Annotated in this window: 20 protein-coding genes; 10 read left to right on the forward strand and 10 right to left on the reverse strand. The window is 73.5% G+C overall.

Annotation, left to right across the window (positions count from 1 at the left end):
- The first annotated feature begins 6 nt into the window (after nucleotides 1–6).
- The 6 genes from AB7F12_RS02375 (at nucleotide 7) to AB7F12_RS02400 (ending at nucleotide 7,351) form a co-directional block, all read left to right on the forward strand.
- A complete protein-coding gene (locus AB7F12_RS02375) occupies nucleotides 7–2,022 on the forward strand; it encodes a proton-conducting transporter membrane subunit (protein ID WP_428501241.1) in 2,016 nt (671 codons plus the stop codon).
- A complete protein-coding gene (locus AB7F12_RS02380; RefSeq protein ID WP_428501240.1) occupies nucleotides 2,019–2,966 on the forward strand; it encodes a respiratory chain complex I subunit 1 family protein in 948 nt (315 codons plus the stop codon). Before AB7F12_RS02375 ends, AB7F12_RS02380 begins: the two co-directional genes overlap by 4 nt.
- Before the next feature lie 47 nt (nucleotides 2,967–3,013).
- Nucleotides 3,014–3,673 carry a hypothetical protein gene (locus AB7F12_RS02385; RefSeq protein ID WP_428501239.1) on the forward strand — a complete coding sequence of 220 codons (660 nt, stop codon included), beginning with the start codon at nucleotides 3,014–3,016 and terminating at the stop codon, nucleotides 3,671–3,673.
- On the forward strand, nucleotides 3,670–5,181 hold the full coding sequence (locus tag AB7F12_RS02390) for a proton-conducting transporter membrane subunit (RefSeq protein ID WP_428501238.1): 1,512 nt from the start codon (nucleotides 3,670–3,672) through the stop codon (nucleotides 5,179–5,181). The genes AB7F12_RS02385 and AB7F12_RS02390 overlap by 4 nt, the downstream gene beginning before the upstream one ends.
- Entirely contained in the window at nucleotides 5,178–6,713 is a 1,536-nt protein-coding gene (locus AB7F12_RS02395) for a nickel-dependent hydrogenase large subunit (protein WP_428501237.1), read from the forward strand. The genes AB7F12_RS02390 and AB7F12_RS02395 overlap by 4 nt, the downstream gene beginning before the upstream one ends.
- Nucleotides 6,714–6,958: 245 nt before the next feature.
- Nucleotides 6,959–7,351: a DUF5313 domain-containing protein gene (locus AB7F12_RS02400; protein WP_428501236.1), complete on the forward strand. Its 393-nt coding sequence runs from the start codon at nucleotides 6,959–6,961 to the stop codon at nucleotides 7,349–7,351.
- A gap of 365 nt (nucleotides 7,352–7,716) precedes the next feature.
- Here AB7F12_RS02400 and AB7F12_RS02405 read toward each other — a convergent pair whose 3' ends face one another.
- From AB7F12_RS02405 to AB7F12_RS02425, 5 genes are all read right to left on the reverse strand, one after another.
- Nucleotides 7,717–10,116 (reverse strand): ATP-binding cassette domain-containing protein, encoded by a 2,400-nt coding sequence (locus AB7F12_RS02405; RefSeq protein ID WP_428501235.1) that lies wholly within the window; start codon nucleotides 10,114–10,116, stop codon nucleotides 7,717–7,719.
- A gap of 88 nt (nucleotides 10,117–10,204) precedes the next feature.
- Complete coding sequence (locus AB7F12_RS02410; RefSeq protein WP_428501234.1) at nucleotides 10,205–10,612, reverse strand: VOC family protein; 408 nt, start codon at nucleotides 10,610–10,612, stop codon at nucleotides 10,205–10,207.
- Between the two features lie 5 nt (nucleotides 10,613–10,617).
- Nucleotides 10,618–11,079: a helix-turn-helix transcriptional regulator gene (locus AB7F12_RS02415; RefSeq protein WP_428501233.1), complete on the reverse strand. Its 462-nt coding sequence runs from the start codon at nucleotides 11,077–11,079 to the stop codon at nucleotides 10,618–10,620.
- A gap of 213 nt (nucleotides 11,080–11,292) precedes the next feature.
- Nucleotides 11,293–11,778 carry a bacterioferritin gene (gene bfr / locus AB7F12_RS02420; RefSeq protein WP_428501232.1) on the reverse strand — a complete coding sequence of 162 codons (486 nt, stop codon included), beginning with the start codon at nucleotides 11,776–11,778 and terminating at the stop codon, nucleotides 11,293–11,295.
- Between the two features lie 90 nt (nucleotides 11,779–11,868).
- Nucleotides 11,869–12,066 carry a (2Fe-2S)-binding protein gene (locus tag AB7F12_RS02425; protein ID WP_428501231.1) on the reverse strand — a complete coding sequence of 66 codons (198 nt, stop codon included), beginning with the start codon at nucleotides 12,064–12,066 and terminating at the stop codon, nucleotides 11,869–11,871.
- A gap of 134 nt (nucleotides 12,067–12,200) precedes the next feature.
- Here AB7F12_RS02425 and ligD point away from each other — a divergent pair, with 134 nt between their 5' ends.
- From ligD to AB7F12_RS02445, 4 genes are all read left to right on the forward strand, one after another.
- Complete coding sequence (gene ligD / locus AB7F12_RS02430) at nucleotides 12,201–14,120, forward strand: non-homologous end-joining DNA ligase (RefSeq protein WP_428501230.1); 1,920 nt, start codon at nucleotides 12,201–12,203, stop codon at nucleotides 14,118–14,120.
- A gap of 69 nt (nucleotides 14,121–14,189) precedes the next feature.
- Nucleotides 14,190–14,996 (forward strand): glycerophosphodiester phosphodiesterase family protein, encoded by an 807-nt coding sequence (locus tag AB7F12_RS02435; RefSeq protein ID WP_428501229.1) that lies wholly within the window; start codon nucleotides 14,190–14,192, stop codon nucleotides 14,994–14,996.
- 40 nt (nucleotides 14,997–15,036) lie between these two features.
- Nucleotides 15,037–16,374 (forward strand): MFS transporter, encoded by a 1,338-nt coding sequence (locus tag AB7F12_RS02440; RefSeq protein ID WP_428516285.1) that lies wholly within the window; start codon nucleotides 15,037–15,039, stop codon nucleotides 16,372–16,374.
- 347 nt (nucleotides 16,375–16,721) lie between these two features.
- Entirely contained in the window at nucleotides 16,722–17,063 is a 342-nt protein-coding gene (locus AB7F12_RS02445) for an RNA polymerase-binding protein RbpA (protein WP_428498058.1), read from the forward strand.
- A 105-nt stretch (nucleotides 17,064–17,168) separates the two neighbouring features.
- Here the strand turns inward: AB7F12_RS02445 and AB7F12_RS02450 are convergent, their stop codons facing one another.
- The 5 genes from AB7F12_RS02450 to AB7F12_RS02470 form a co-directional block, all read right to left on the reverse strand.
- Complete coding sequence (locus AB7F12_RS02450) at nucleotides 17,169–17,930, reverse strand: polyprenol monophosphomannose synthase (protein ID WP_428498059.1); 762 nt, start codon at nucleotides 17,928–17,930, stop codon at nucleotides 17,169–17,171.
- Nucleotides 17,923–19,554 (reverse strand): apolipoprotein N-acyltransferase, encoded by a 1,632-nt coding sequence (lnt, locus tag AB7F12_RS02455; protein ID WP_428498060.1) that lies wholly within the window; start codon nucleotides 19,552–19,554, stop codon nucleotides 17,923–17,925. The genes AB7F12_RS02450 and lnt overlap by 8 nt, the downstream gene beginning before the upstream one ends.
- Nucleotides 19,555–19,595: 41 nt before the next feature.
- Complete coding sequence (locus AB7F12_RS02460) at nucleotides 19,596–20,399, reverse strand: PIG-L deacetylase family protein (protein WP_428498061.1); 804 nt, start codon at nucleotides 20,397–20,399, stop codon at nucleotides 19,596–19,598.
- A gap of 201 nt (nucleotides 20,400–20,600) precedes the next feature.
- Nucleotides 20,601–22,169 (reverse strand): amidohydrolase, encoded by a 1,569-nt coding sequence (locus tag AB7F12_RS02465; protein ID WP_428498062.1) that lies wholly within the window; start codon nucleotides 22,167–22,169, stop codon nucleotides 20,601–20,603.
- A gap of 70 nt (nucleotides 22,170–22,239) precedes the next feature.
- A complete protein-coding gene (locus tag AB7F12_RS02470) occupies nucleotides 22,240–22,434 on the reverse strand; it encodes a PspC domain-containing protein (RefSeq protein ID WP_428498063.1) in 195 nt (64 codons plus the stop codon).
- Between the last annotated feature and the right edge of the window lie 108 nt (nucleotides 22,435–22,542).

The following is a 22,542-nucleotide window of genomic DNA, read 5'->3' on the forward strand; positions in this document are numbered from 1 at the left end:
GGGTTCGTGAACGCGGTGGGCTGGGCCCTGGTGTCCGCGCTCACCGTCGCACTGGCCGGGACCGTGGCGGCCCCGCTGGTGCCGCGCCGCCCCCGGCCTGCCGTGACCGGGCTGAGCGTGGTGGCGGCGGGGTTGGGGGGCGCCGTTGCGGGCGTGGTCGCGATGACCGGTACGACCTGGTCGTTCGCGCTCCCCGAACTGCTTCCGCTGATCGGTCTGCAGCTCGACGTCGATCCGTTGTCGGGGGTGTTCCTCGCGGTGGGTGGCGCCGTGGCGGTCGCCGCCGGCACCTACGCGATCGGGGCCGCGCGCCACGGCCTCGACGGACCCGGCGTGCAGGCCGCACTGCCCGCGTTCGTCGGGTCGCTGCTCCTGGTCCCGGCCGCGGGCAGCGTCGGGACGCTGCTGTACTGCTGGGAGCTGATGGCGCTGACCTCGCTGGTGCTCGTCGTCGCCGAGCACCGGGAGCGTCGCGCGGTGGCCTCGGCCGGGCTCTGGTACGCGGTCATGACCCACGCCGGGTTCGTGGCGATCATGGTCGGGTTGCTGGTCGCGGCGGGCGGGGCCGGCGACGGCTCCTTCGCCGCGCTGCGCGCCGCCGCGGACGGGTTGTCGCCCGCGGCGGCGAGCCTGGCCTTCCTCGCCTGCCTGGCCGGGTTCGGGTCGAAGGCAGGCATGGTGCCGCTGCACCCGTGGCTGCCGCGGGCCCATCCCGAGGCGCCGAGCCACGTGTCGGCACTGATGTCGGCGGCGATGGTGAACCTGGGCGTCTACGGGATCGTGCGGGTCGGTGTCGACCTGCTCGGCGGCGGCCCCTCGTGGTGGTGGGTGACGGTGCTCGTGCTCGGTGCGGCCTCGGCGGTGTACGGAATCCTGCAGGCCGCGGTCGGCAGCGATCTCAAACGGCTGCTCGGCTACTCGACGACCGAGAACATGGGCCTCGTGCTGGTCGGTGTCGGCGCGTGCGGGATGTTCGCCGCCGGCGGCAACCGGGCGCTCGCCGGGCTGGCGCTGACCGCCGCGCTGCTGCACGTCATGACGCACGCGGCGTTCAAGACCGTGCTGTTCCTGTCCGCGGGCTCGGTCCTGCACGCGACCGGGACGCGTGACCTGGACGCGCTCGGCGGGCTGCGCCGCCGGATGCCCGTGACGACGGCGGCGTTCGGCCTCGGCGCGCTGTCGGCGTCGGCGCTGCCGCCCGGCGCCGCGTTCGTCAGCGAGTGGCTGCTGCTGCAGGCGCTGATCCACGGGCTGCCCGCACCCGGCGTGGTGCCCGCGGTGGTGCTGCCGCTCGGGGTCGCGGCGATCGCACTGACCGCCGGGCTCGCCGTCGCGACGTTCGTGAAGGCGTTCGGGATCGGGTTCCTCGGCCGGCCGCGCGGCGGGGGAGCGGCGAGCGCCACCGAGAGCGGCCCGACACTGCTCGGCGGGATCGTGGTGGCGGCGCTGGCCTGCGTGGCGCTCGCCGTCGGCCCGACGGCCGTGCTCCCGACGCTGGCCGAGGTCGCAGGTGCCGTCGTGCACGCCGCGCCCGCGGTCACCGGGACGGTCGCCGTCGAGCTCGTCGGGGTCACCGGCGTGCTCTCGCCCGTGCTCCTGGTCGCGGCGCTGGTCGCGGCGACGGCGACGGTCGTGGTCTTCGCGCGGCTGGCGGCCCGCCGCCGTGACCGCAGGCAGGCGCGCCTGTGGGACTGCGGGGCCGGGCCGCTGTCCTCACGCATGGAGTACACGGCGACGTCGTTCGCCGAACCGCTGCAACGGGTGTTCGACGACGTGCTGGCCCCGGAGCAGGACGTCGACGTGAGCCACCACCAGCAGTCGCGGCACCTGGTCGCCGCGGTGGCCTACCGGCGCACGCTGCCCGACCGGGTCGAACGCCGGCTCTACACTCCGCTGCTGCACGCGGCGACGGCGTGGGGCCGTGCCGGGCGCAACCTGGCGACCGGGAGCGTGCACCGCTACCTCGGCTACGGGTTCGTCACGCTGTGCGGGCTGCTCGCGCTGCTGGTGGTGACCAGGTGAGCGCCCTCGGGGTCGCCGGGGGCGTGCTGCAGGCGGTGGTGGTCGTCGGCGGGGCGCCGCTGCTGGTGGGTCTGATGCGCCAGGTCCGGGCCCGGCTGGAGGGCCGCGCCGGGCCGGGCGTCGGTCAGCCCTGGCGGGACCTGCGCAAGTTGGCGCGCAAGCAGTCGATCTCCCCGCGGGGCACGACGGAGGTCTTCCGGGCCGCCCCGGTGCTGCTCGTGGCGATGACCCTGGTCGTCGCGGTCGTGGCCCCGCTGGTCACCACCGCATCGGCGGTGCCGGGCGTCGCGGACCTGTTCGTCGTCGTCGCGCTGCTCGCCCACGCCACGGTGGTGATCGCGCTCGCCGGGCTGGACAGCGGGACCGCGTTCGGCGGGATGGGCGCGAGCCGGGAGGTGACGGTCCTCGCGCTGGTCGAGCCGACGGCCCTGGTCGCGATCTTCGCGCTGTCGGTCCCCACCGGCTCGACCAGCCTGCCGACGATCGTCGGCACCGCCCTCGACGACCCGCAGCGGCTGATCTCACCGACCACCGTGCTGGCGGCGGCCGCGCTGGCGACCGTGATCGTGGCCGAGACCGGCCGGCTGCCGGTGGACAACCCGTCGACCCACCTCGAGCTGACGATGATCCACGAGGCGATGGTCCTGGAGTACGCGGGCCCGGACCTCGCGCTCGTCGAGCTGGGCTCGGCGATGCGGCTGTCGGTCTACCTCGGGCTGTTCACCTCGCTGTTCGTGCCCTGGGGGATCGCCACCACCGCGACCCCGCTCGCCCTGGCCGTCGGCGTCGCCGCGCTCGTGGTCAAGGTCGCGCTGGTGGGCGCGGTGCTGGCCGCCGCCGAGGTGTTCCTGGCCAAGCTGCGGTTGTTCCGGGTGCCCGAGCTGCTGGCCGGGTCGTTCCTGCTGGCCCTGCTCGCCGTCGCCACCGCCTACGTCCTCGGCTGACCGAACCGATGCCAGGTGGAGGACACACCGGAATGGAGCACACGGCCATGAGCCCTCCCGCCCTCGCGCTGCTCGACGTCGCGGCAGGCGCGCTGCTGCTCACCGCCGTGCTGGTGGTGTGGCGGCGCGACCTGCCGACGATCCTGCGGATCTTCACCGCGCACGGGGTCGCGCTCGGAGCGCTGGTCGGGGTGCTGGCCTGGGCGCAGCACTCCGTCGAGCTCGGGCTCGTCGCGGTCGGGGTCCTGGCGGTGCGCGGGGGACTGCTGCCGTGGCTGCTGCGCCGCGCGCTCGCCGCGGCGGGACCTCTCCGCGAGGTGCGGCCGGTGCTCAACGTCGCGGCGTCGCTGCTGGCCGTCGCCGCGCTCGTGCTGCTGGCCTTCTCCGTCTCGGTCCCGCTCGTCGAGCTCGGCGGGTCGCCCGCGACGCGCGCGGTCCCGGTGGCGGTCGCCGTGGTCCTGATCGGGCTGCTCGTCCTCGTGACCCGCCGGCACACGGTCTCCCAGCTCGTCGGCTTCCTCCTGGTGGACAACGGGATCACCGCCGCCGGGTTCCTCACCACGTCGGGCATCGGGCTCGTCGTCGAGGTCGGGGTGGCGCTGGACGTGTTGCTGGTGGTGCTCGTGCTGCAGGTACTCGCGGGGCGGATCCGCGACACCTTCGGCGACGTCGACCTCGGCGAGCTGCGGGAGCTGCGGGACCGATGACGACACCCACCCTCACCGCGCTCGCGGTCGCGCCGATCGCCCTCCCGGCGCTCACCGCCGGCGGCTGCGCCGTCGCGGGCCGGCGCACGGCAGGCGTCGCGGGCATCGGCTGCGCGCTCGCCATGCTGACCGCCGCGGCCGTCCTCGCCGTGCACGTCGTCGGCGCCGGACCCGTCGCGACCGCCGGGCTGCGGGTCGATGCGCTCAGCGCCTTCATGCTGGTCGTGATCGGCGCGGTGGCGACCGTCGCCGCGACCGCGATGCCCGCGCACGTGGCGACGGAGGTCGCCGCCGGGCGACTCACACCGAGCACCGCCCGGCGCCAGGGCGTGCTCGTGCACGCGTTCCTGGCCGCGATGGCCCTGGCCGTGCTGGCCGCGGACCTCGGGGTGCTGTGGGTCGCGGTCGAGGCGACGACCATCGTCACCGCCTTCCTCGTCGGCCAGGGGCGCACCCGGGGCGCGGTGGAGGCCGCCTGGAAGTACGTCGTCATCTGCTCCACAGGCATCGCGCTGGCGCTGCTGGGCCTGGTGGTGCTCAACCACGCCGCCGCGCACGCGGCCGCCTCCGCGGGGGGCGACGGGCCTGGTCTCGACTGGGCCGGGCTCGTCGTCGCCGCTCCCACCCTCGATCCCGACGTCACCCGGATCGCGGTGGTCCTGCTCCTGCTGGGCTTCGGGACGAAGGCCGGGCTCGCCCCGCTGCACGCCTGGCTGCCCGACGCGCACAGCCAGGCGCCCGCCCCGGTCTCCGCGCTCATGTCCGGTGTCCTGCTGGCCGTGTCGTTCTCCGCCGTCCTGCGCGTCAAGGTCGTCGCCGACGCCGCGCTCGGCCCCGGGTTCACCCGGGCGCTGCTGCTCGGCGCAGCCCTCGCCTCCCTCGTCGTGGCGGCGTCGCTGCTGCTGGCCCAACGCGACTACAAGCGGATGCTGGCCTACTCCAGCATCGAGCACATGGGCTTGCTGGCCCTCGGCGCAGGCATCGGCGGACCGGCCGCGACCGCGGCCGTGCTGCTGCACATGCTCGGCCACGGGCTGGCCAAGAGCGTCGCGTTCGTCGGCGCCGGCCGGATCGCCCAGCTCACCGGAACCAGCCGGATCGACCGCGTGCGCGGGCTCGTCGCGACCCAGCCCGGCCTGGCGGCCGCGACGGGCCTCGCGGTGCTGGCCCTGCTCGGGTTGCCGCCGTTCAGCCTGTTCGCCAGCGAGGTGGCGATCGTGCGGGCCGGGCTGGGCGGCGACGCCGGACCGGCCGTCGGCTGGGCCGTCGTCGCCGCGCTGGTGCTCGTCGTCGTGATCGGGGCGGCGCTGCTGCGCCACACCGGGGCAATGCTGCTGGGGCCCGCACCGGACGGGCCCGGGGCGGCGGCCGCGTCCCGGCGGCTGCCACGGGCCACGGCGTTCGCCCTGGCCGCCGGGCTGATCGCCGTCGCGGTGCTCGGTGTGACGGCGGGCCCGCTCACCGAGCTGATCACCCAGGCCGCGCAGACCCTCACCGGAGCACCGTGACGACATCGACCTCCGCCCACCCCGGCCCGCGTCGGATCGTCTCGACGGTGCCCGCCGACGCGCTGCCCGAGCGCGCCGCGGCACTGCTCGCCGGGGGCGCCCGGCTCGCGCTCGTCGCCGGGCACGACGACCGCCCGTCCGGCGGCGGCCTGCGCACGGTCCACCTGTTCGTGCAGCCCGGAGTGGACGTGCGCACCGAGCTGCACGTCCACCTCGATCCCGGCAGACCGGCCATCCCGAGCCTGGCCGCGCTGTCGTTCCCGGCCGGCCGGTTCGAACGCGAGCTGCGCGACCTGTTCGGCATCGAGCCGGCCGGCCACCCGCTGCCGCGCCGGCTCGTCCGGCACTTCCACTGGCCCCGCGGCTGGTACCCGATGCTGTCCGACGCCGGTCCGGCCCCGGCGTTCGGCGACCCCGACGGCCCCTACCCGTTCCGCCCGGTGGACGGGCCCGGCGTCTACGAGATCCCGGTCGGGCCCGTGCACGCCGGCATGATCGAGCCGGGACACTTCCGCTTCTCGGTGGTCGGCGAGACGATCCTCAAGCTCAAGGCCCGGCTGTGGTTCGTCCACCGCGGGCTGGAGAAGCTCGTCGAGGGCCGCGACCCGGCCGACGCGCTCGAGATCGCCCAGCGGGCGAGCGGTGACACCACCGTGGGCCACGGGGTCGCGTTCTGCCAGGCGGTCGAGGACGCCCTGGGCGTCGACGTCGGCCCGCAGACCCACCGGCTGCGCGCGGTGCTGCTGGAGCTGGAGCGGCTCTACAACCACGTCAACGACCTCGGTGCGCTGTGCAACGACGTCGGCCACGGCATCCTGAACGCCCACGCCCAGCGTGTCCGGGAGCGGCTGCTGCGGCTCAACGACCAGGTCACCGGACACCGCCTGCTCCGCGGCGCCGTCGTCCCCGGTGGCGCGGCCGTCCACGCGCTGCCCGATCCCGCGGTGCTCGCCAGGGTGGCCGCCGACGTCGCGGAGATCGCGGGTCTCGCGCTCGGGCACAGCGTCGTCCACGACCGGTTCGCCGGCACCGCGGTCCTGACCCGCGACCAGGCCGCCGAGCTCGGCACCCTCGGCTACGTCGCGCGCGCCAGCGGCCTCGCCGTCGACGCCCGCCACGACCACCCCACGCTCCCCGGTGAGCTGCCCCGGGCCACGCACACCCACACCGGCGGTGACGTGCTCGCCCGCTTCCAGGTGCGCCGCGAGGAGATCGATCTCGCCGTCGCGACGATCGCCGCCCTGGCCGAACGTCTCGACGGACCGGCCCACCGCGTGGACCCGCACGCCCGGCCCGGCGCGGGCCGCTCGGGGGTGGGCCGCTCGGGGGTGGGCATCGTCGAGGGTTGGCGCGGCACCATCACCCACCGTGTCGAACTGGCCGACGACGGCACGGTGCGCCGCCTCAGGATCGTCGACCCGAGCTTCTTCAACTGGCCCGCGCTGCCGGTCGCGCTCGCCGACACGATCGTTCCCGACTTCCCGCTGGTCAACAAGAGCTTCAACCTCTCCTATGCCGGCAACGACCTCTAGCCGGAACGCCGGTGCCCGGGCCGCGGGGGAGCGCTCCGTCGACGCTGCTGTTGCAGATCATGGAAACTGTCGATCCCGGCAACCCGGTAGGGTGACACCGTGTGCGGGACACGTCGCCCATCCGGGGCGAGCGGGATGCGGGGGCGTGAGCCGTCGGGCCCAGCCGCATCCGGGGGGACCTCGACGATGGTGATGTGCAGACAGCACCACCGCACGCGGCGAGGGCGGCCGGAGCCGGGCCCGACATGACGACGCCGCAACGCCCGAACCTGTTCCGCTGGCTCTGGTACGCACTCGGGGGAGCCCTTCCCGCTCGCCACCGCGAGTGGGTCCTCCACGACGCGACCCGCCCCACGTGGCAGCTCCGCCATTTCGCCCGGGCCTGTGTGCAGCTCGGGCTGATCACGGTGCCGGTCCTGCTGCTGGTCCCCGGCCCGCTGTGGGTCAGAGCACTCGCCACCCTGCTCGGATGGCTCGTCGCCCTGCAGTACGTGCTGTTCACCGCCGACGGGTCCGTCGAGCACCGGGTCCGCCGGGCCGGCTACGCACCGGGTACCGCGCAACGGATCCGCGACGAGGCCAACGCCGACGAGCGGGCATCGGCCGCCGCACGCTACGCCCGTCGGTACCGTTCCTGACCCGTGTGCGCGCCGTCGTCGGCCTGCTCGACGCCTCCCGTCTGATGCAACGACGACCTCGGTAATGTCATAAGATCGATTATCGGATCGCCGGGTGGCGGGGCGGCTGGGGCGGACGAGGCCTTCCGTCGAGCTCGTCGGGCCGACGGGCCGACCCGATGCCGAGGCCTCGCAGGGACGCGTCCCGGACGTCGAGTCCGATGCGCGATGGTGAGCCTGACGCGGTCGCGCCGAGCCGGGGTGTCGACCCCGGAAGTCCTGTGGGACACCGAGTCCTGCCATCCCGGGAACCCGGGCCGAACACGTCGGAACTGTCATAATCACCCGCCCGACCCGCGTCCCCGTTCGTCGCCGCGTGCGGCGGATCAGGCTCCGACGTACGCCGCGAGGTGCTGGCCCGTCAGCGTCGACCGGTCGGCCACCAGCTCGGCGGGTGTGCCCTCGAAGACGACCGTGCCGCCGTCGTGCCCGGCGCCGGGGCCGAGATCGACGATCCAGTCGGCGTGCGCCATGACCGCCTGGTGGTGCTCGATGACGATCACCGACTTACCGTCGTCGACGAGCCGGTCCAGCAGGCCGAGCAGCTGTTCGACGTCGGCCAGGTGCAGGCCCGTCGTCGGCTCGTCGAGGATGTAGGTGCCGCCCTTCTCCCCCATGTGTGTGGCCAGCTTGAGCCGCTGGCGCTCACCCCCGGACAGCGTCGTCAGCGGCTGCCCGATCGTGAGGTACCCGAGGCCGACATCGACCAGACGTTCGAGGATCTTGTGCGCGGCGGGGACCTTGCCGTCGCCCGCGGCGAAGAACTCGGCCGCCTCGGCCACCGGCATGGTGAGGACCTGGCTGATGTCCTTGCCGCCCAGGTGGTAGTCGAGCACCGCCGAGTCGAAGCGCTTGCCCTCGCACACCTCGCAGGTGGTGGCGACGCCGGCCATCATCGCGAGGTCGGTGTAGATGACGCCGTTGCCGTTGCAGTTGGGGCAGGCGCCCTCGGAGTTGGCGCTGAACAGCGCGGGCTTGACCCCGTTGGCCTTGGCGAACGCCTTGCGGATGGGTTCGAGCAGGCCGGTGTAGGTGGCGGGGTTGCTGCGCCGTGAGCCGCGGATCGCGCCCTGGTCGACGGCGACTACGCCGTCACGGCCGGCCACCGAGCCGTGGATCAGCGAGCTCTTGCCCGAGCCCGCGACGCCGGTGACGACGACGAGGACGCCGGTGGGGATGTCGACGTCGACACCGCGCAGGTTGTGGGTGTCGGCGCCCCGGATCTCGATCGCGCCGGTCGCTGACCGTACGGACTGCTTGAGGGAGGAGCGGTCGTCGAGGTGGCGGCCGGTGAGGGTGCCGCTGGCGCGCAGGCCCTCCACGGTGCCCTCGAAGACGATCTCTCCCCCGCCGCTGCCGGCGCCGGGCCCGATGTCGACGACGTGGTCGGCGATCGCGATGGCCTCGGGCTTGTGCTCGACGACGAGGACGGTGTTCCCCTTGTCGCGCAGCTGGCGCAGCAGCGCGTTCATCCGCGCGATGTCGTGGGGGTGCAGGCCGACGGTGGGTTCGTCGAAGACGTAGGTGACGTCGGTGAGCGACGACCCGAGGTGGCGGATCATCTTGGTGCGCTGGGCCTCCCCGCCCGACAGGGTGCCCGAGGGGCGTTCCAGCGACAGGTAGCCGAGACCGATGTCGACGAACGAGTCGAGGGTGTGGCGCAGCGTCGTCAGCAGCGGCGCGACGGAGGGCTCGTCGAGGTCGCGGACCCATTCGGCGAGGTCGCTGATCTGCATCCGGCAGGCGTCGGCGATCGAGATGCCCTTGATCGTCGAGGACCGGGCGGCCTCGGACAGCCGGGTCCCGTCGCACTCCGGGCACGTCGTGAAGGTGGCGACGCGCTCGACGAACGCGCGGATGTGCGGCTGCAGGGCGTCGATGTCCTTGGACAGGTACGACTTCTGGATCGACGGGACGAGCCCGGAGAAGGTGAGGTTGATGCCCTCGACCTTGATCTTGGTGGGCTCCTTGTACAGCAGGTCGTTCAGCTCGCGCTTGGTGTACTTCGCGATCGGCTTGTCGGGGTCGAAGAAGCCGCAGCCGCGGAAGATGCGCCCGTACCAGCCGTCCATGCTGTAGCCGGGGATCATGACGGCGCTCTCGTTGAGCGACTTCGTCTCGTCGTAGAGCGCGGCGAGGTTGATGTCGTTGACGGAGCCGCGGCCCTCGCAGCGAGGGCACATGCCGCCGGTGATGGAGAACTCGCGGCGCTCCTTCACCTTCTGGCCGGCCTTCTCGATGGTGACGGCACCGGCGCCGCTGATCGAGGCGACGTTGAAGGAGAAGGCCTGCGCCGAGCCGATGTGCGGGGTGCCGAGGCGGCTGAACAGGATGCGCAGCATGGCGTTGGCGTCGGTCGCGGTGCCGACGGTGGAGCGCGGGTCGGCGCCCATCCGCTGCTGGTCGACGATGATCGCCGTGGTCAGGCCGTCGAGGACGTCGACGTCGGGGCGCCCCAGCGACGGCATGAAGCCCTGGACGAACGCGCTGTAGGTCTCGTTGATCAGCCGCTGGGACTCGGCGGCGATCGTGTGGAACACCAGGGAGCTCTTCCCGGAGCCGGAGACGCCGGTGAAGACGGTGAGGCGTCGTTTGGGGAGCTCGACGCTGACGTCCTTGAGGTTGTTGACGCGCGCGCCGTGCACGCGGATGAGGTCGTGGCTGTCCGCGGGGTGCTCGGCTCCCGTTGCCGCAGGCGGGGCGTCGGTCCTCGTGGCCGTGCTCATCGTGGCTCCCTCGGGTGTGGCGGGGTGGACGGCGCGACCCCCGTCCGGCACGGGCCGGCGGGGTCGCGCGGTGTGGTCGGCGGTCGGGTCAGCGCTGTTCCTGGATGCGGACCATGTTGCCCGCGGGGTCGCGGAACGCGCAGTCGCGCACGCCGTAGGGCTGCTCGGTGGGCTCCTGGACCACTTCCGCCTCGGTGGCCTGCACCTTCTCGAACGTGGCGTCGAGGTCCTTGGTCGCGAGCAGGACGCTGGCGTAGGTGCCCTTGGCCATCATCTCCTCGATGGTGCGCTTCTCCTCGTCGGTGAGGCCGGGGCTGGCCTGCGGCGGGTAGAGCACGATCGAGGTCGACTGGCCGACGGGGCCCACGGTGATCCAGCGCATCCCCTCGTAGCCGACGTCGAGGCGGACCTCGAAGCCGAGGGCGTCACGGTAGAAGGCCAGCGCGGCCTCCGGGTCGGTCTGCGGGAGGAAGCTGGAGTGAATGGTGATATCCATGCCGGTCACGCTAGGGGCGCCGCGGCCGCGGGTGCTTCTCGATTCCTGATCGGTCGGGTGACCTGTTTGGAGACGCACGGCACCATGCCCTCCGTCGCGTCGCCCTGGCTGCGCCGGTAGACACTCGGCGGCATGCCGACCAGCTCGGTGAACCGGGTGCTGAAGGTGCCCAGCGACGCGCAGCCGACGGCGAAGCACACCTCGGTGACCGACAGGTCGTCGCGGCGCAGCAGCGCCATCGCGCGTTCGATGCGCCGTGTCATGAGGTAGCTGTAGGGCGACTCGCCGTAGGCGCGGCGGAACTCGCGGCTCAGGTGGCCGGCGGACATGTGCACGCCGCGGGCGAGGGCTTCGACGTCGAGCGGCTGGGCGTAGTCGCGGTCGATCCGGTCGCGCACACGTCGCAGGCGCGCCAGGTCGCGCAGGCGGTCCGGGGACGGTCCCGTGTGCCCAGTCGGTTCGGCCACGCAGCGATCGTGCCACGTCCCGGCGGTGGCTGTCGCCGCCAGGACCGGGGAACGGCCGGGCGGCTCACCTGCCGCGGCCGGTGGCGTCGTGCAGCTCGTCGGGGCGCGTAGAGGTGGTGCGCGTGAAGGTGCCGGCTCGTGCGACGGAGCCCGCCCGCTGAGGCGACCCAGCGGACGGGCTCCGGAGACGTGGTGGGAGTGCGCGGTGGTGGATCAGCCCGGGTTGGGCGGCTGGTCGACGAGCTGGGCGAGGTAGAGCTGCTCGCCGAGCTTGTCGATCAGCTCGAGGTTGGTCTCGATGTAGTCGATGTGGTGCTCCTCGTCGGCGAGGATCTCCTCGAAGAGGTTCGCCGTCGTGTGGTCGCCCTTGGAGCGGCACATCGTGACGCCCGGGCGCAGCCGCTCGACGACCTCCAGCTCGACGGCCAGGTCGGACTGCAGCTGCTCGCGGACGGTCTGGCCGATCCGCAGCTGGAAGATCCGCTGGTAGTTGGGCAGGCCCTCGAGGAACAGGATGCGGTCGGTGATCTTCTCCGCGTGCCGCATCTCGTCGATGGACTCTGCGCGGGTGTAGGCCGCGAGCTTCGTCAGGCCCCAGTTCTGCTGCATCTTCGCGTGCAGGAAGTACTGGTTGATCGCCGTCAGTTCGCTGGTGAGCTGCTCGTTGAGCAGAGAGATGATCTCGGGGTCGCCTCGCATGACCAGCAGCGTAGTGACCCGCGGAATGCGCGGTCCGTGCAGGACCGACTACTGGAAACCTAGGCTGACCTTGCTGTTCGGTCGTATCGCCTAAGCCGTCATGGGTAGCTGTGACAGCTCCGAAGGGCAGTCCGCCGCTGCGAGGAAGACGTCGACGGTGTCGACGCAGCCGCCGCAGCCGGTGCCGGCACCGCATGCGTCGCCGATCTCGTCGACCGTGCGAGCACCGCTGTCGATGCACTCGAGCAGCTCCGTCTCGGTGACGGCTGCGCAGATACACACATACATTGAGGCGACCCTTCGCGACGGTCAGGTAAGGCTATGTTGTCACCCGGACGTGCTGTGGGCAAGGCCCCTGACACACCTCGACCCACGGGTGCCACCACCACCCCCCGGGGCCGCGGTCGCTCTAGCCTGGCCACGTGCCCCTCGACGAGTACCGGCGCAAACGCGACCGCGCGAAGACCCCGGAGCCGGTCCCCCACGACGACCCGGTCGTCGACGGCTCCGACCACGCGGGAGGCCGCTTCGTCGTCCAGGAGCACCACGCGAGCGCCCTGCACTGGGACGTCCGGCTCGAACGCGACGGGGTCCTCGTCTCCTGGGCGGTCCCCAAGGGGTTGCCGGTGGACGGCGAGACGGTCCGGCTCGCGGTCCGCACCGAGGACCATCCGATGGAGTACCTCGACTTCTCCGGTGAGATCCCGGCCGGCGAGTACGGCGCCGGGACCATGACGATCTGGGACACCGGCACCTACGAGACGCAGAAGTGGTCGTCGCGGGAGGTCGCCGTCGAGCTGCGCGGCGAGCGGGCGCGTGGCCGGTTCGTGTTCGTGCGCAGCGACAAGGAGCGCCGCGACGGCTGGATCGTCCGCCGGTCCGCGGGCGCCGAGGGCCGCGACCCGCTCCCCCGGGACGCCCTGCCGATGCTCGCCATACCCGGCCCGCTCCCCACCGGCGAGGACTGGTGGCTGCAGATCGGTTTCGGCGGCAGGCGCGTCCTGGTCCGTGTCGACGGCGGCCGGGCCCGGTTCACCGACGCCGACGGTGCGGAGCTGGAGGTGCCGGCGCTGCGGGCGTTCGGGCCCTCGGTCGGGGCGACACCGCTGCTGGTCGACGCCGAGCTCGTGGGCAACCCGCGACGCGACGCGCGGCTCTGGATCGGCGACCTGCTCCATCTCGACGGCCGCGACACCCTCGACGTGCCGTTCGCGCAGCGCCGCGAGCTGCTCGACGGTCTCGACCTCACCGGCCCGGCCTGGCGGCTCGCACCCGCCTACCCCGGTGCGGGGGCCGAGGTCGTCGACGCGGCGGCCCAGCAGGGGCTGCCGGTCGTCGTCGCCAAGCGGGGCGGGTCGCCGTACCGGCCGGGGAAGCAGAGCGAGGACTGGGTGGAGGTCGCGACCTCGGCGGCGGCACCGGCCCGCGAACCCGCTCCCCCCGCCCCGCGCGACGGAGTCGGGCGGGCGCGGCTGACCAACCCCGACAAGGTCCTCTACCCGCTCACCGGGACGACGAAGGCGCAGGTGCTCGGCCACTACCTCGCCGTCGCCGAGGTGATGCTCCCGCACCTGCGCGACCGGCCCGTGACGATGGTGCGCTGGCCCGACGGGGTGGAGAAGCAGTCGTTCTTCGAGAAGGACGTCTCGCGGCACGCGCCGTCGTGGGTCCGCACCGCCCGCGTCGGGACGCCGGGCGGCCGTTCGGAGTCGGCCGACTTCCCGCTGCTCGACGACGCCGAGGCCCTCGCCTGGGCGGCCAACCTCGCCGCGCTGGAGCTGCACGTGCCGCAGTGGACGGTCGGCCCCCGCGGCGGGCGCAACGTCCCCGACCTCGTCGTGTTCGACCTCGACCCCGGCGAGGGCACGACGATCGTCGACTGCTGCCGCGTCGCCGAACGCATCGTGGACCTGCTCGCCGACGACGGGCTCACCGCTCACCCGCGGACCAGCGGCAGCAAGGGCATGCAGGTCTACGTGCCGGTCACGGTGCCCGATGCCGAGCGCACCGGCGAGTACGCCCGGCAGGTCGCCGAGACGCTGGCCGCCGAGATGCCGCGCCGCGTCACCGCCGTCATGGCCAAGGCACGCAGGCGCGGCAAGGTGTTCGTCGACTGGAGCCAGAACAACCCGGCGAAGACGACGATCGCGAGCTACTCGCTGCGCGGCCGTGCCCGCCCCACCGTCGCCACGCCCGTGACGTGGGACGAGGTGCGGGCCTGCCGTGCCCCCGGCGACCTCGTGTTCACCCTCGACGACCTCCCCGCCCGCATCGGCGAGCACGGCGACCTGATGGCCCCACTGCTGGCGCCGGACCGGCCCCGGCTGCCGCGCCGCAGCTGAGTCGCTGTTCACCCGACGGCCACGACGGGCTCGTCGCGCCGTACCGGTCCGTGCTGGCAAGGTGGTCGCGTGTCCCGCCATCCCTACCTCGACGGGCCCTACCCGCGTGCCTACGCCCACCGGGGCTGGCACGTCGGAGAGCTCGCCGGCTGCGAGAACACGCTCGCGGCGTTCCACCGGGCGGTCGACGAGGGCTTCGGCTACCTGGAGATGGACGTCCACGCCAGCGTCGACGGCGTCGTGATGGTCCACCACGACCGTTCCCTCGACCGCACCACCGACGGCCGGGGGCTGCTGGGCGCGCTGCCCGCCGTCGAGATCGAGCGGGCGAAGGTCGCCGGCAGGCAACCCGTGCCGCGGCTGGAGCAGGTGCTCGCCGAGCTGCCGGACACCCGCATCACCATCGAGATCAAGTCCGCGGCCGCGGTGCTGCCGACGCTCGACGTCCTCGACCGCGCCGACGCCTGGCACCGCGTATGCCTCGGCTCGTTCGACGAACGCTGGCTGCGTCAGGCCCGCGCCGCCGCCGGCGACCGGCTCATGACGTCGATGGCGCAGCTCTCCGCGGTCGGCCTGCGCGGGCGGGCGTGGCTCGAGGCGCTGCCCGGCCCGCTGTCGTTGCTGGCCCGGGTGCCGCTGCTGCCGCCCGTGCTCGGCGGGCTCGCGCAGCTGCCGCGCCGCTTCGGTGCGCTCACCGTCGTCGACGCCGCGCTGCTCGCCATCGCCCACGCGACCGAGCGCGAGGTCCACGTGTGGACCGTCGACACCGCCGACGAGATGGGCGAGCTGCTCGACATGGGCGTCGACGGTCTGCTGTCGGACCGTCCCGACCTGCTGCGTGAGGTGCTGCAGAGCCGCGACGCGTGGGCGGGCTGAAATCGCGTCCGGGCGCCCCGCCCGCCGCTACGCTGCGCGCGTGAGTGCTCCCGTCCCGACCGAACCGTCCGTTCCGGCGCGGGTACCCCGCCGTCAGGTCGTGGCGTGGGGACTGTGGGACACCGGGTCCTCGGCGTTCAACGCGGTCATCCTCACGTTCGTCTTCTCGGTCTACCTGACCGACTCCGTCGGCAAGGACCTGCCCGGGCCGGTCAGCGCGAACAGCTGGCTCGGCTGGTCGCTGGGCATCTCGGGCCTGTTCATCGCGCTGCTCGCCCCAGTCATCGGCCAGCGCGCCGACGGTGGCCGGCGCAAGCTGTCCGTCGGCATCTGGACGGCGGTGACCGTCGCGTCGATGGCGGCGATGTTCGCCGTGCAGAGCGACTGGCGCTACCTGTGGCTCGGCCTGGTCCTGCTCTCGATCGGCTCGGTCTGCTTCGAGCTCGCCTCGGTCTCCTACAACGCGCTGCTGCGCCAGGTCTCCACCCCGGCGACGATCGGCCGCGTCTCCGGCTTCGGGTGGGCGATGGGCTACTTCGGCGGCATCATCCTGCTGCTGATCGTCTACGTCGGGCTGATCGCGGGCGACGGTGGCGCGCTGGGGGTCAGCACCGAGGGCGGGCTCAACATCCGGCTCGTGGGGATCGTGGCCGCGGTGTGGTTCGCGGCGTTCGCGATTCCGCTGTTCCTGTCGGTCCCCGAGCCGCCCGCCCGGGCCCGCGAGGTGCGCCTCGGCGTCGTCGCCTCCTACCGGCGACTGTTCCTCGACCTGCGTGACCTGTACCGCCACGAGCCGCACACCGTGTACTTCCTCGGCGCGAGCGCGCTGTTCCGCGACGGCCTCGCCGCGATCTTCACCTTCGGCGCCGTGCTCGCCGTGACGGTGTACGGGATCGACGCCGGTGACGTGCTGATCTTCGGCGTCGCTGCCAACGTCGTGTCGGCACTCGGAGCGTTCACCGCGGGCTGGATCGACGACAAGGTCGGGCCGAAGGCAGTCGTGATGGGGTCGCTGGTCGGGCTGCTGCTGTTCGGCACGACGCTGGGCCTGCTCTCGGGCCCGACGATGTTCTGGATCTTCGGGCTGGGGCTGTGCCTGTTCGTCGGCCCGGCGCAGGCGTCGGCGCGGACCTACATGGCGTTGCTGGCCCCGCCCGGGCGGGAGGCGCAGATGTTCGGCCTCTACGCGACGACGGGGCGCGCGGTGTCGTTCCTCGCCCCGACGCTGGTCGGGGTGTTCACCTTCTGGTTCCAGTCCGACCGCGCGGGCATCATCGGCATCCTCGCGGTGCTGCTGATGGGGCTCCTCGCGATGTGGCGCGTCCGGCCGCCCGCTCGTGGCGTAGAGGTTCCGGTGGTCGGCGAGCGGGCGTCCTGACCGCTGCGTCCCGGCGGCAGGACGCGGCATCCGGGTGCGGCACGGGGGCCGCGGCACGTCCCGGGACGCTTCGGTAACGGCACTTTTCGGCCGTGTGAACAAGTTGCCGAACGAGTGTGAGCTAAGTCACATATGGCAGACACGTCACAACCGCGTGTGTCAGCGCGTCGGATAGTGGACACTCTGCTGTCGGGGCGTCCGTAGTCAGGCGACGGTCAACAGTGACCGACACCTGTACGGGCGCCCGTCGATTGGGAATGGACGCCTGTGCCGGTGACGTTACACCGCGTGGCAGGTACGTAACCGTCGAGGGCAACGTCCCTCGGCTGAGGACGGGAGGGTGACGCATGGCCGACCGCGTGCTCCGTGGCAGCCGGCTCGGGGCTGTCAGCTACGAGACCGACCGCAACCACGATCTTGCACCGCGGCAGATCGTCCGCTATGTGTCCCCGAACGGCCGCGAGTTCGAGGTGCCTTTCGCCAACGACGCGGAGGCCCCCGCCACCTGGGAGTCTCCACAGGGTGGCCTCGGCAAGCGCGTCGACGGGGCCGAACCGGAGCAGAAGAAGACCAAGCCGCCGCGTACCCACTGGGACATGCTCCTCGAGCGTCGTTCCCTGGGTGAGCTCGAGGAGCTGCTCTCCGAGCGCCTCGAACTGCTGCGCGAGCGGCGCGCAGAGATCGCCTGACACCGCTCGCCCGCACAGGGCGAGCCGGTGCGGCGATCGCCGCGGAACCAGCCGGAGCCGGGCCACCTCCCGTGGGGCCCGGCTCCGGCTTTTCGTCTGCCCGGATCAGGCCGCGGTCGTCGACGGCCGCCGGAAACGCCGGAGCCGGTGCCGCACACCCCACGTCGCGATCCGGTACAACGCCTCGACCATGACCTCGAGGCTCATCTTGGACGCCCCGAGCTCGCGCTCGGTGAACGTGATCGGAACCTCGCGCACCCGGAACCCGGCCTGCTGCGTGCGCCACGCCATGTCGACCTGGAAGCAGTAGCCCGTCGACGCGACCGTCGAGATGTCGAGATCCTCGAGCACCTGGCGGCGGAACGCCCGGTAGCCGCCCGTGATGTCCTTGATCGGCGCGCCCAGCGCCAGCCGCGCATACAGGTTCGCCCCGCGCGAGAGCAGCTGCCGGTGCGCCGGCCAGTTCACGACGCGACCGCCCGGCACGTAGCGCGACCCCAGCACCAGATCCGCTCCCCCGCCGGACTCGAGCGCCGCGAGCAGCTCCGGCAGGTCCTCGGGGGCGTGCGAACCGTCGGCATCCATCTCGACGATCACCTGGTACGGCCCCGCGAGCGCCTGCCCGAACCCGGCCACGTACGCCGCACCCAGCCCGGCCTTCTCGGTGCGGTGCAGCACCCGCACGCGCTCGTCGGCGGCCGCCATCTCGTCGGCCAGCTCCCCGGTGCCGTCGGGGCTGCCGTCGTCGACGACGAGGACGTCGGCCTCCGGTACCGACGCGTGGACCCGCTTCACGATCAGGGCGATGTTCTCGCGCTCCTGATAGGTGGGGATCACCACGAGCACCGGCCCGACGGGCTCAGCCATGTCCGTCCTCTCGTGCGGCGGGGGCCACGTCGTGCGGTCCTCCCGTTGCGACCCGGTCGCGGCGGCCGCGGATGACCGCGGCACCGATGGCCAGGACGCCGACAGCGGTCAGTACCCACTCGGGAACCGACCGCAGCCGGGTAGCAAGCGTAGTCGTGTGCTTCAGCACGGTTCGATCGACCAGCACTCCCGGCACGAACTGCCCGGTCCGGGCCGTCACCGCGCCGTCGGCGTCGATGGTCGCCGAGACGCCCGACGTCGTCGCCACGACGACCGAGCGGTCGTGCTCGACAGCCCGCACCCGCGACATCGCCAGCTGCTGGAACGTCATCTCCGACAGCCCGAACGTCGCGTTGTTGCTGGGCACCGCGAGCATCGTGGCACCGGCGTCGACACTGTCGTCGACCAGGTCGTCGAACGCGACCTCCCAGCAGATCGCGACGCCCACCTGCACCCCGGCCATGTCGACCACACCCGCGCCCGGCCCGGGCACGAAGTTGCCGGCCCGGTCGACGTAGGAGGAGAACAGCCGGAAGAACGACCGCCACGGCATGTACTCGCCGAACGGCATCACGCGCCGCTTGTCGGTGCGCTCCACGACGCCCGCGCCCGCCTCCCACACCAGCGCCGAGTTCGACGTCGTCGCACCGTCGGGGTTGACCAGGACGGCGCCGACGAGGATCGGGGCCCTGATCGCCGTCGCGGCCCGGTCGATCCGGGCGGCGGCGTCGGCGTTGCGCAGCGGGTCGATGTCGGAGGAGTTCTCCGGCCAGATCACGATGTCGGGCTGCGGCTGCCGGCCGGCGGCGACGTCGGCGGCGAGCTGCTCGGTGACCGCCACATGGTTGTCGAGGACGGCGCGGCGCTGGGCGTTGAAGTCCAGCCCCAGCCGCGGCACGTTGCCCTGGACGGCGGCGACGACGACCGTCGTCGACGGTGCGGCGCTCGCGACCGGCACGAGCAGCGACAGCGGGCCGGCCGCGAGCGCCAGGACGACCAGGATCGCGGGCCACGCGGCGCGCCGGCGACCGGCCGGCTCGGCCAGCCGGCGCGCGGTCTCCGCGACGGCGAGACCGGCCAGGACCGTCACGAACCCGAGGATCTCCACACCGCCGACCGACGCGACCGGCAGCAGCGGGCCGTCGGCCTGGCCGAACCCGATCCGCCCCCACGGGAACCCGCCGAACGGGACGCGGCTGCGGACCGCCTCCCCCGCGATCCACACCGCGGCCGCCCACAGCGGCCCGGCCGGCAGCGTCGACACCCGCGCCATACCCGCGGCGGCGGCGCCCATGAACACCGCCTCGGCCACCGACAGCGCGAGCCACGGCAGCGCACCGACGTAGCCGCCCGTCCAGTGCAGCAGCGGCAGCAGGAAGCCGAGGCCGAACACGAACCCGAGCAGGAACCCGGTACGGGCCCGCCGGCCCCGCAGCACGGCACCGAGCAGCGCGAACGCGATCGGGGCGAGCCACCACAACGTCCGCGGCGGGAAGCTCCCGTAGAGGAGGACGCCGGCGCCCGCGGCGACGAGGAGCCGCAGGAGCGCGTCGACGCGGGCTCGCCTGCGTGACGGCGCGGGCGGCTCGGACGCCGGCCCGGCGGTCACGGTGGGTGCGGCCACGCGGTGAGCCTACGGCCCGCCCACGTGGGGTGGGGATGAGGTCAGGCGGCGGCGGACAGGCCGGCGAAGAAGTGCGCGTTGCCCAGCTCGTCGAGCACGCCGGGGGCGCCGCTGCGGACGAACCACTCGTAGCCGTAGGCGGGCGCGAGGTCGGTCGGCAGGTGCTCCGGGCCGATCTGGGAGGAGTGCGCCGCGATGGCGTCACGCTTGATGTCGAGGTGGCGCTGGTCGCCGGTGACGGCGAGGGTGATCTCGGCGGTGGCGCGGCCGAACGCGACCCGCGCGGAACGGGCCGCGCCGTGCACGAGGTGCCCGTCCGGGGCGGCGAGGTGCAGGTGCTCGCGGTCGACGGTCATCCGGTAGCCGGTCGCACCGACGATGTCGGCGGCGATGGCACCGATGGTGTGCGCCATGCGGTGGTCCGGGTGGCCGTAGATGCCGGACTCGTCGTCGTAGATCAGGGTGTCGGCACCCTCGGCGTCGGCGATCTCGGCGATGCGGCCGGCGAGCGCGAGCGGCTGGGCGGCGGCCAGGGCCAGCGGGTGGTTGTTGCTGGCCCAGCCCGGCAGGCCCGAGTCGCGACGGTCGAGCATGACGAGCCGGTCGACGCCCAGCAGCTCGGCGGATCGCTCGAGCTCGGCGGTGCGGCGCTGGGCGATGCTCTCGCCCGCGGCGAGCCCGGTGCGGGACTCGCCCATGTCGCCGTTGGTGGCCATCACCAGCACGACGCGCGCGCCGGCGTCGGCGAGGCGGCGGAGCGTGATGCCCGTGAAGATCGACTCGTCGTCGGGGTGGGCGTGAAGGGCGAGGACGGTGTGACCGGTGAGGTCGGGGGTGCGGATCATCGGAAGCTCGCAGGGTGTGAGGTGCCGCGCTCGCGGCAGGGTGGACTGGTCCGGGGGGTCAGCTGCAACAGAGACAGCGACAACAGCCCGGACAGCAGGCGCCCTGGGGGCGAGTGCTCGTCCACGTGTTCACGAGGAAGATGATGGCACAGCCGGCGACGGCTCCGGAGTGGGGTTGACCCCACGAAACCGCAGGTGGGGTCAACCCCCGGCGAGTGGCATGCGGTCGTCGCCACCGAGCGCGTCGAACAGCGTGCGGCCCCGGTGAACGGTCCGCAGGCAGCGACCGGCGGCACCGTCGGCGCAGCCGGGGTCGGTCGGGTCGCCGTCCCACACCGCGAGACCGGCCGGGGCGCCCACGACGATCCGCCCCGCGAGCGGGTCGGTGCCGCGGGCCGCATGGTGGCCGCCGGTGACGTGCGCGGCGAACGCGACGTCGGCGGGGACCCCGCTGCCGGGGGTGCGGTGGGCCGTGGCGGCCCGGACCGCGCCCCACGGGTCGAGCGCGGTGACCGGGGAGTCCGAGCCGAACGCCAGGACGACCCCGGCGGCGTGCAGCGCGGCGAACGGGTTCATCCCCGCCGCCCGGCCGGCGCCCAGACGTCGCGCGTACAGCCCGTCCGGTCCGCCCCAGGCCGCGTCGAACGCGGGCTGGACGCTGGCGACGACACCGAGGTCGGCCAGGACCGCCAACCGGGCCGGGTCGGGCATCTCCAGGTGCTCGATGCGGTGCCGGGCATCACGCACCATCCGGGCCGGTACGGCCTCGGCAGCGGCGGCCAGCCCGTCGAGGACCCGGTCGACCGCGGCGTCACCGATCGCATGGAACCCCGCCTGCACCCCTGCCGTCGAGCACGCGACGAGATGCGCGGCCACGGCGTCGGCGGACACGAAGGTGCGGCCGCAGTGGTCGGCGTCGCGGTACGGGTCGCGCAGCGCCGCGGTACGCGAACCCAGCGAGCCGTCGACGAACAGGTCACCCGCCAGCCCCTGCGCCCCGGTCGCCGCCAGCAGCGCGCGGGCGTCGCGGGCCGAGTCGACGACCTCACCCCAGTAGCCGACGACGTCGACGCCCGCGTCGATGGTCGACAACGTGGCGAGATCCTCCCGCCCCGAGACCAGCGGGCCCGCGCACTCGTGCACGGTGCCGATCCCGGCACGGGCCGCCGCGGCGAGGAACGAGCGCTGGGCGCGGTCACGCTGGTCGCGGCCCACAGCCGCGAGGGCCGCCCGGCGGACGTGGTGGTGCGCGTCGGCCGAGAGCGGTCCCGACGTGGACCAGCCGACGGCGTCGACGGCCTCGCGCGCCCGGTCGACCAACGCCGACGACACCAGCGCGGAGTGCACGTCGACCCGGGTCAGATAGGTGGGCCGGCCACCGGTGGCGCGGTCGATCGCGGCGCGCGACGGTGGGGTGGGGTCGGCCCAGTCGTCCTCGGCCCAGCCGTGCCCCCACACCACGTCGCCGCCGTGGCCGGCCGCGTGCGCGGCGAGCGCGTCGAGCAGCTGCGTGGCGCTGCGGCAGGAGCCGAGATCGAGGCCGTCGAGGAGCAGGCCCGACGAGGTGGCGTGCACGTGGGCATCCACGAACGTCGGCGTCAGGGTCGTGCCGGGGACGTCGAGGACCGTGGCGCCGGCCACCCGGTCGGCCGCCTCGTCGGCGCGACCCACCCAGGTGATGGTGTCGCCGTCGGTCTCGACGGCGGCGGGACCGTCGACGGACGGGCCGCCGGGATCGAGGACCCGGACCCCGACCAGCACGCTGCGCACGCAACCAGGTCTACCCGACGGGACCTGCGGCGCCGCCGACCGCCCCCCGCGGTCGGCGGCGCCGCGGCCGTCACCAGCCGCGACGCGGCATGAGCACCCACAGCACGAGGTAGACGACGAACTGCGGCCCGGGCAGCAGACAGGACAGCAGGAACAGCAGGCGGACCGTGCCCACGCTCCAGCCGAAGCGGTCGGCGAGCCCGGCGCACACTCCCGCGATCATCCGGCCGTGCTCGGGGCGGGTCAGGGTGGCGGTGGTGGTCACGCTGGGTGCTCCTTCCGATGCCGGCGCGTCTCGCCGTCTGACGTCCACGATGCCGCCGCGGGTGCCCCGCTCCCTCGGGGATGGCCCGGAGAACGACCCGGAGACCGT

It is taken from the genome of Pseudonocardia sp., from assembly GCF_050250275.1.
Classification (GTDB): Bacteria; Actinomycetota; Actinomycetes; order Mycobacteriales; family Pseudonocardiaceae; genus Pseudonocardia.

Coding starts and splice junctions, on each gene's coding strand:
- AB7F12_RS02445 (WP_428498058.1), top strand. CDS start 16,722: ATGGCCGACCGCGTGCTCCGTGGCAGCCGGCTCGGGGCTGTCAGCTAC.
- AB7F12_RS02425 (WP_428501231.1), bottom strand. CDS start 12,066: ATGTATGTGTGTATCTGCGCAGCCGTCACCGAGACGGAGCTGCTCGAG.
- AB7F12_RS02405 (WP_428501235.1), bottom strand. CDS start 10,116: ATGAGCACGGCCACGAGGACCGACGCCCCGCCTGCGGCAACGGGAGCC.
- AB7F12_RS02390 (WP_428501238.1), top strand. CDS start 3,670: ATGACGACACCCACCCTCACCGCGCTCGCGGTCGCGCCGATCGCCCTC.
- AB7F12_RS02460 (WP_428498061.1), bottom strand. CDS start 20,399: ATGATCCGCACCCCCGACCTCACCGGTCACACCGTCCTCGCCCTTCAC.
- bfr (WP_428501232.1), bottom strand. CDS start 11,778: ATGCGAGGCGACCCCGAGATCATCTCTCTGCTCAACGAGCAGCTCACC.
- AB7F12_RS02410 (WP_428501234.1), bottom strand. CDS start 10,612: ATGGATATCACCATTCACTCCAGCTTCCTCCCGCAGACCGACCCGGAG.
- AB7F12_RS02385 (WP_428501239.1), top strand. CDS start 3,014: ATGAGCCCTCCCGCCCTCGCGCTGCTCGACGTCGCGGCAGGCGCGCTG.
- AB7F12_RS02400 (WP_428501236.1), top strand. CDS start 6,959: ATGACGACGCCGCAACGCCCGAACCTGTTCCGCTGGCTCTGGTACGCA.
- AB7F12_RS02450 (WP_428498059.1), bottom strand. CDS start 17,930: ATGGCTGAGCCCGTCGGGCCGGTGCTCGTGGTGATCCCCACCTATCAG.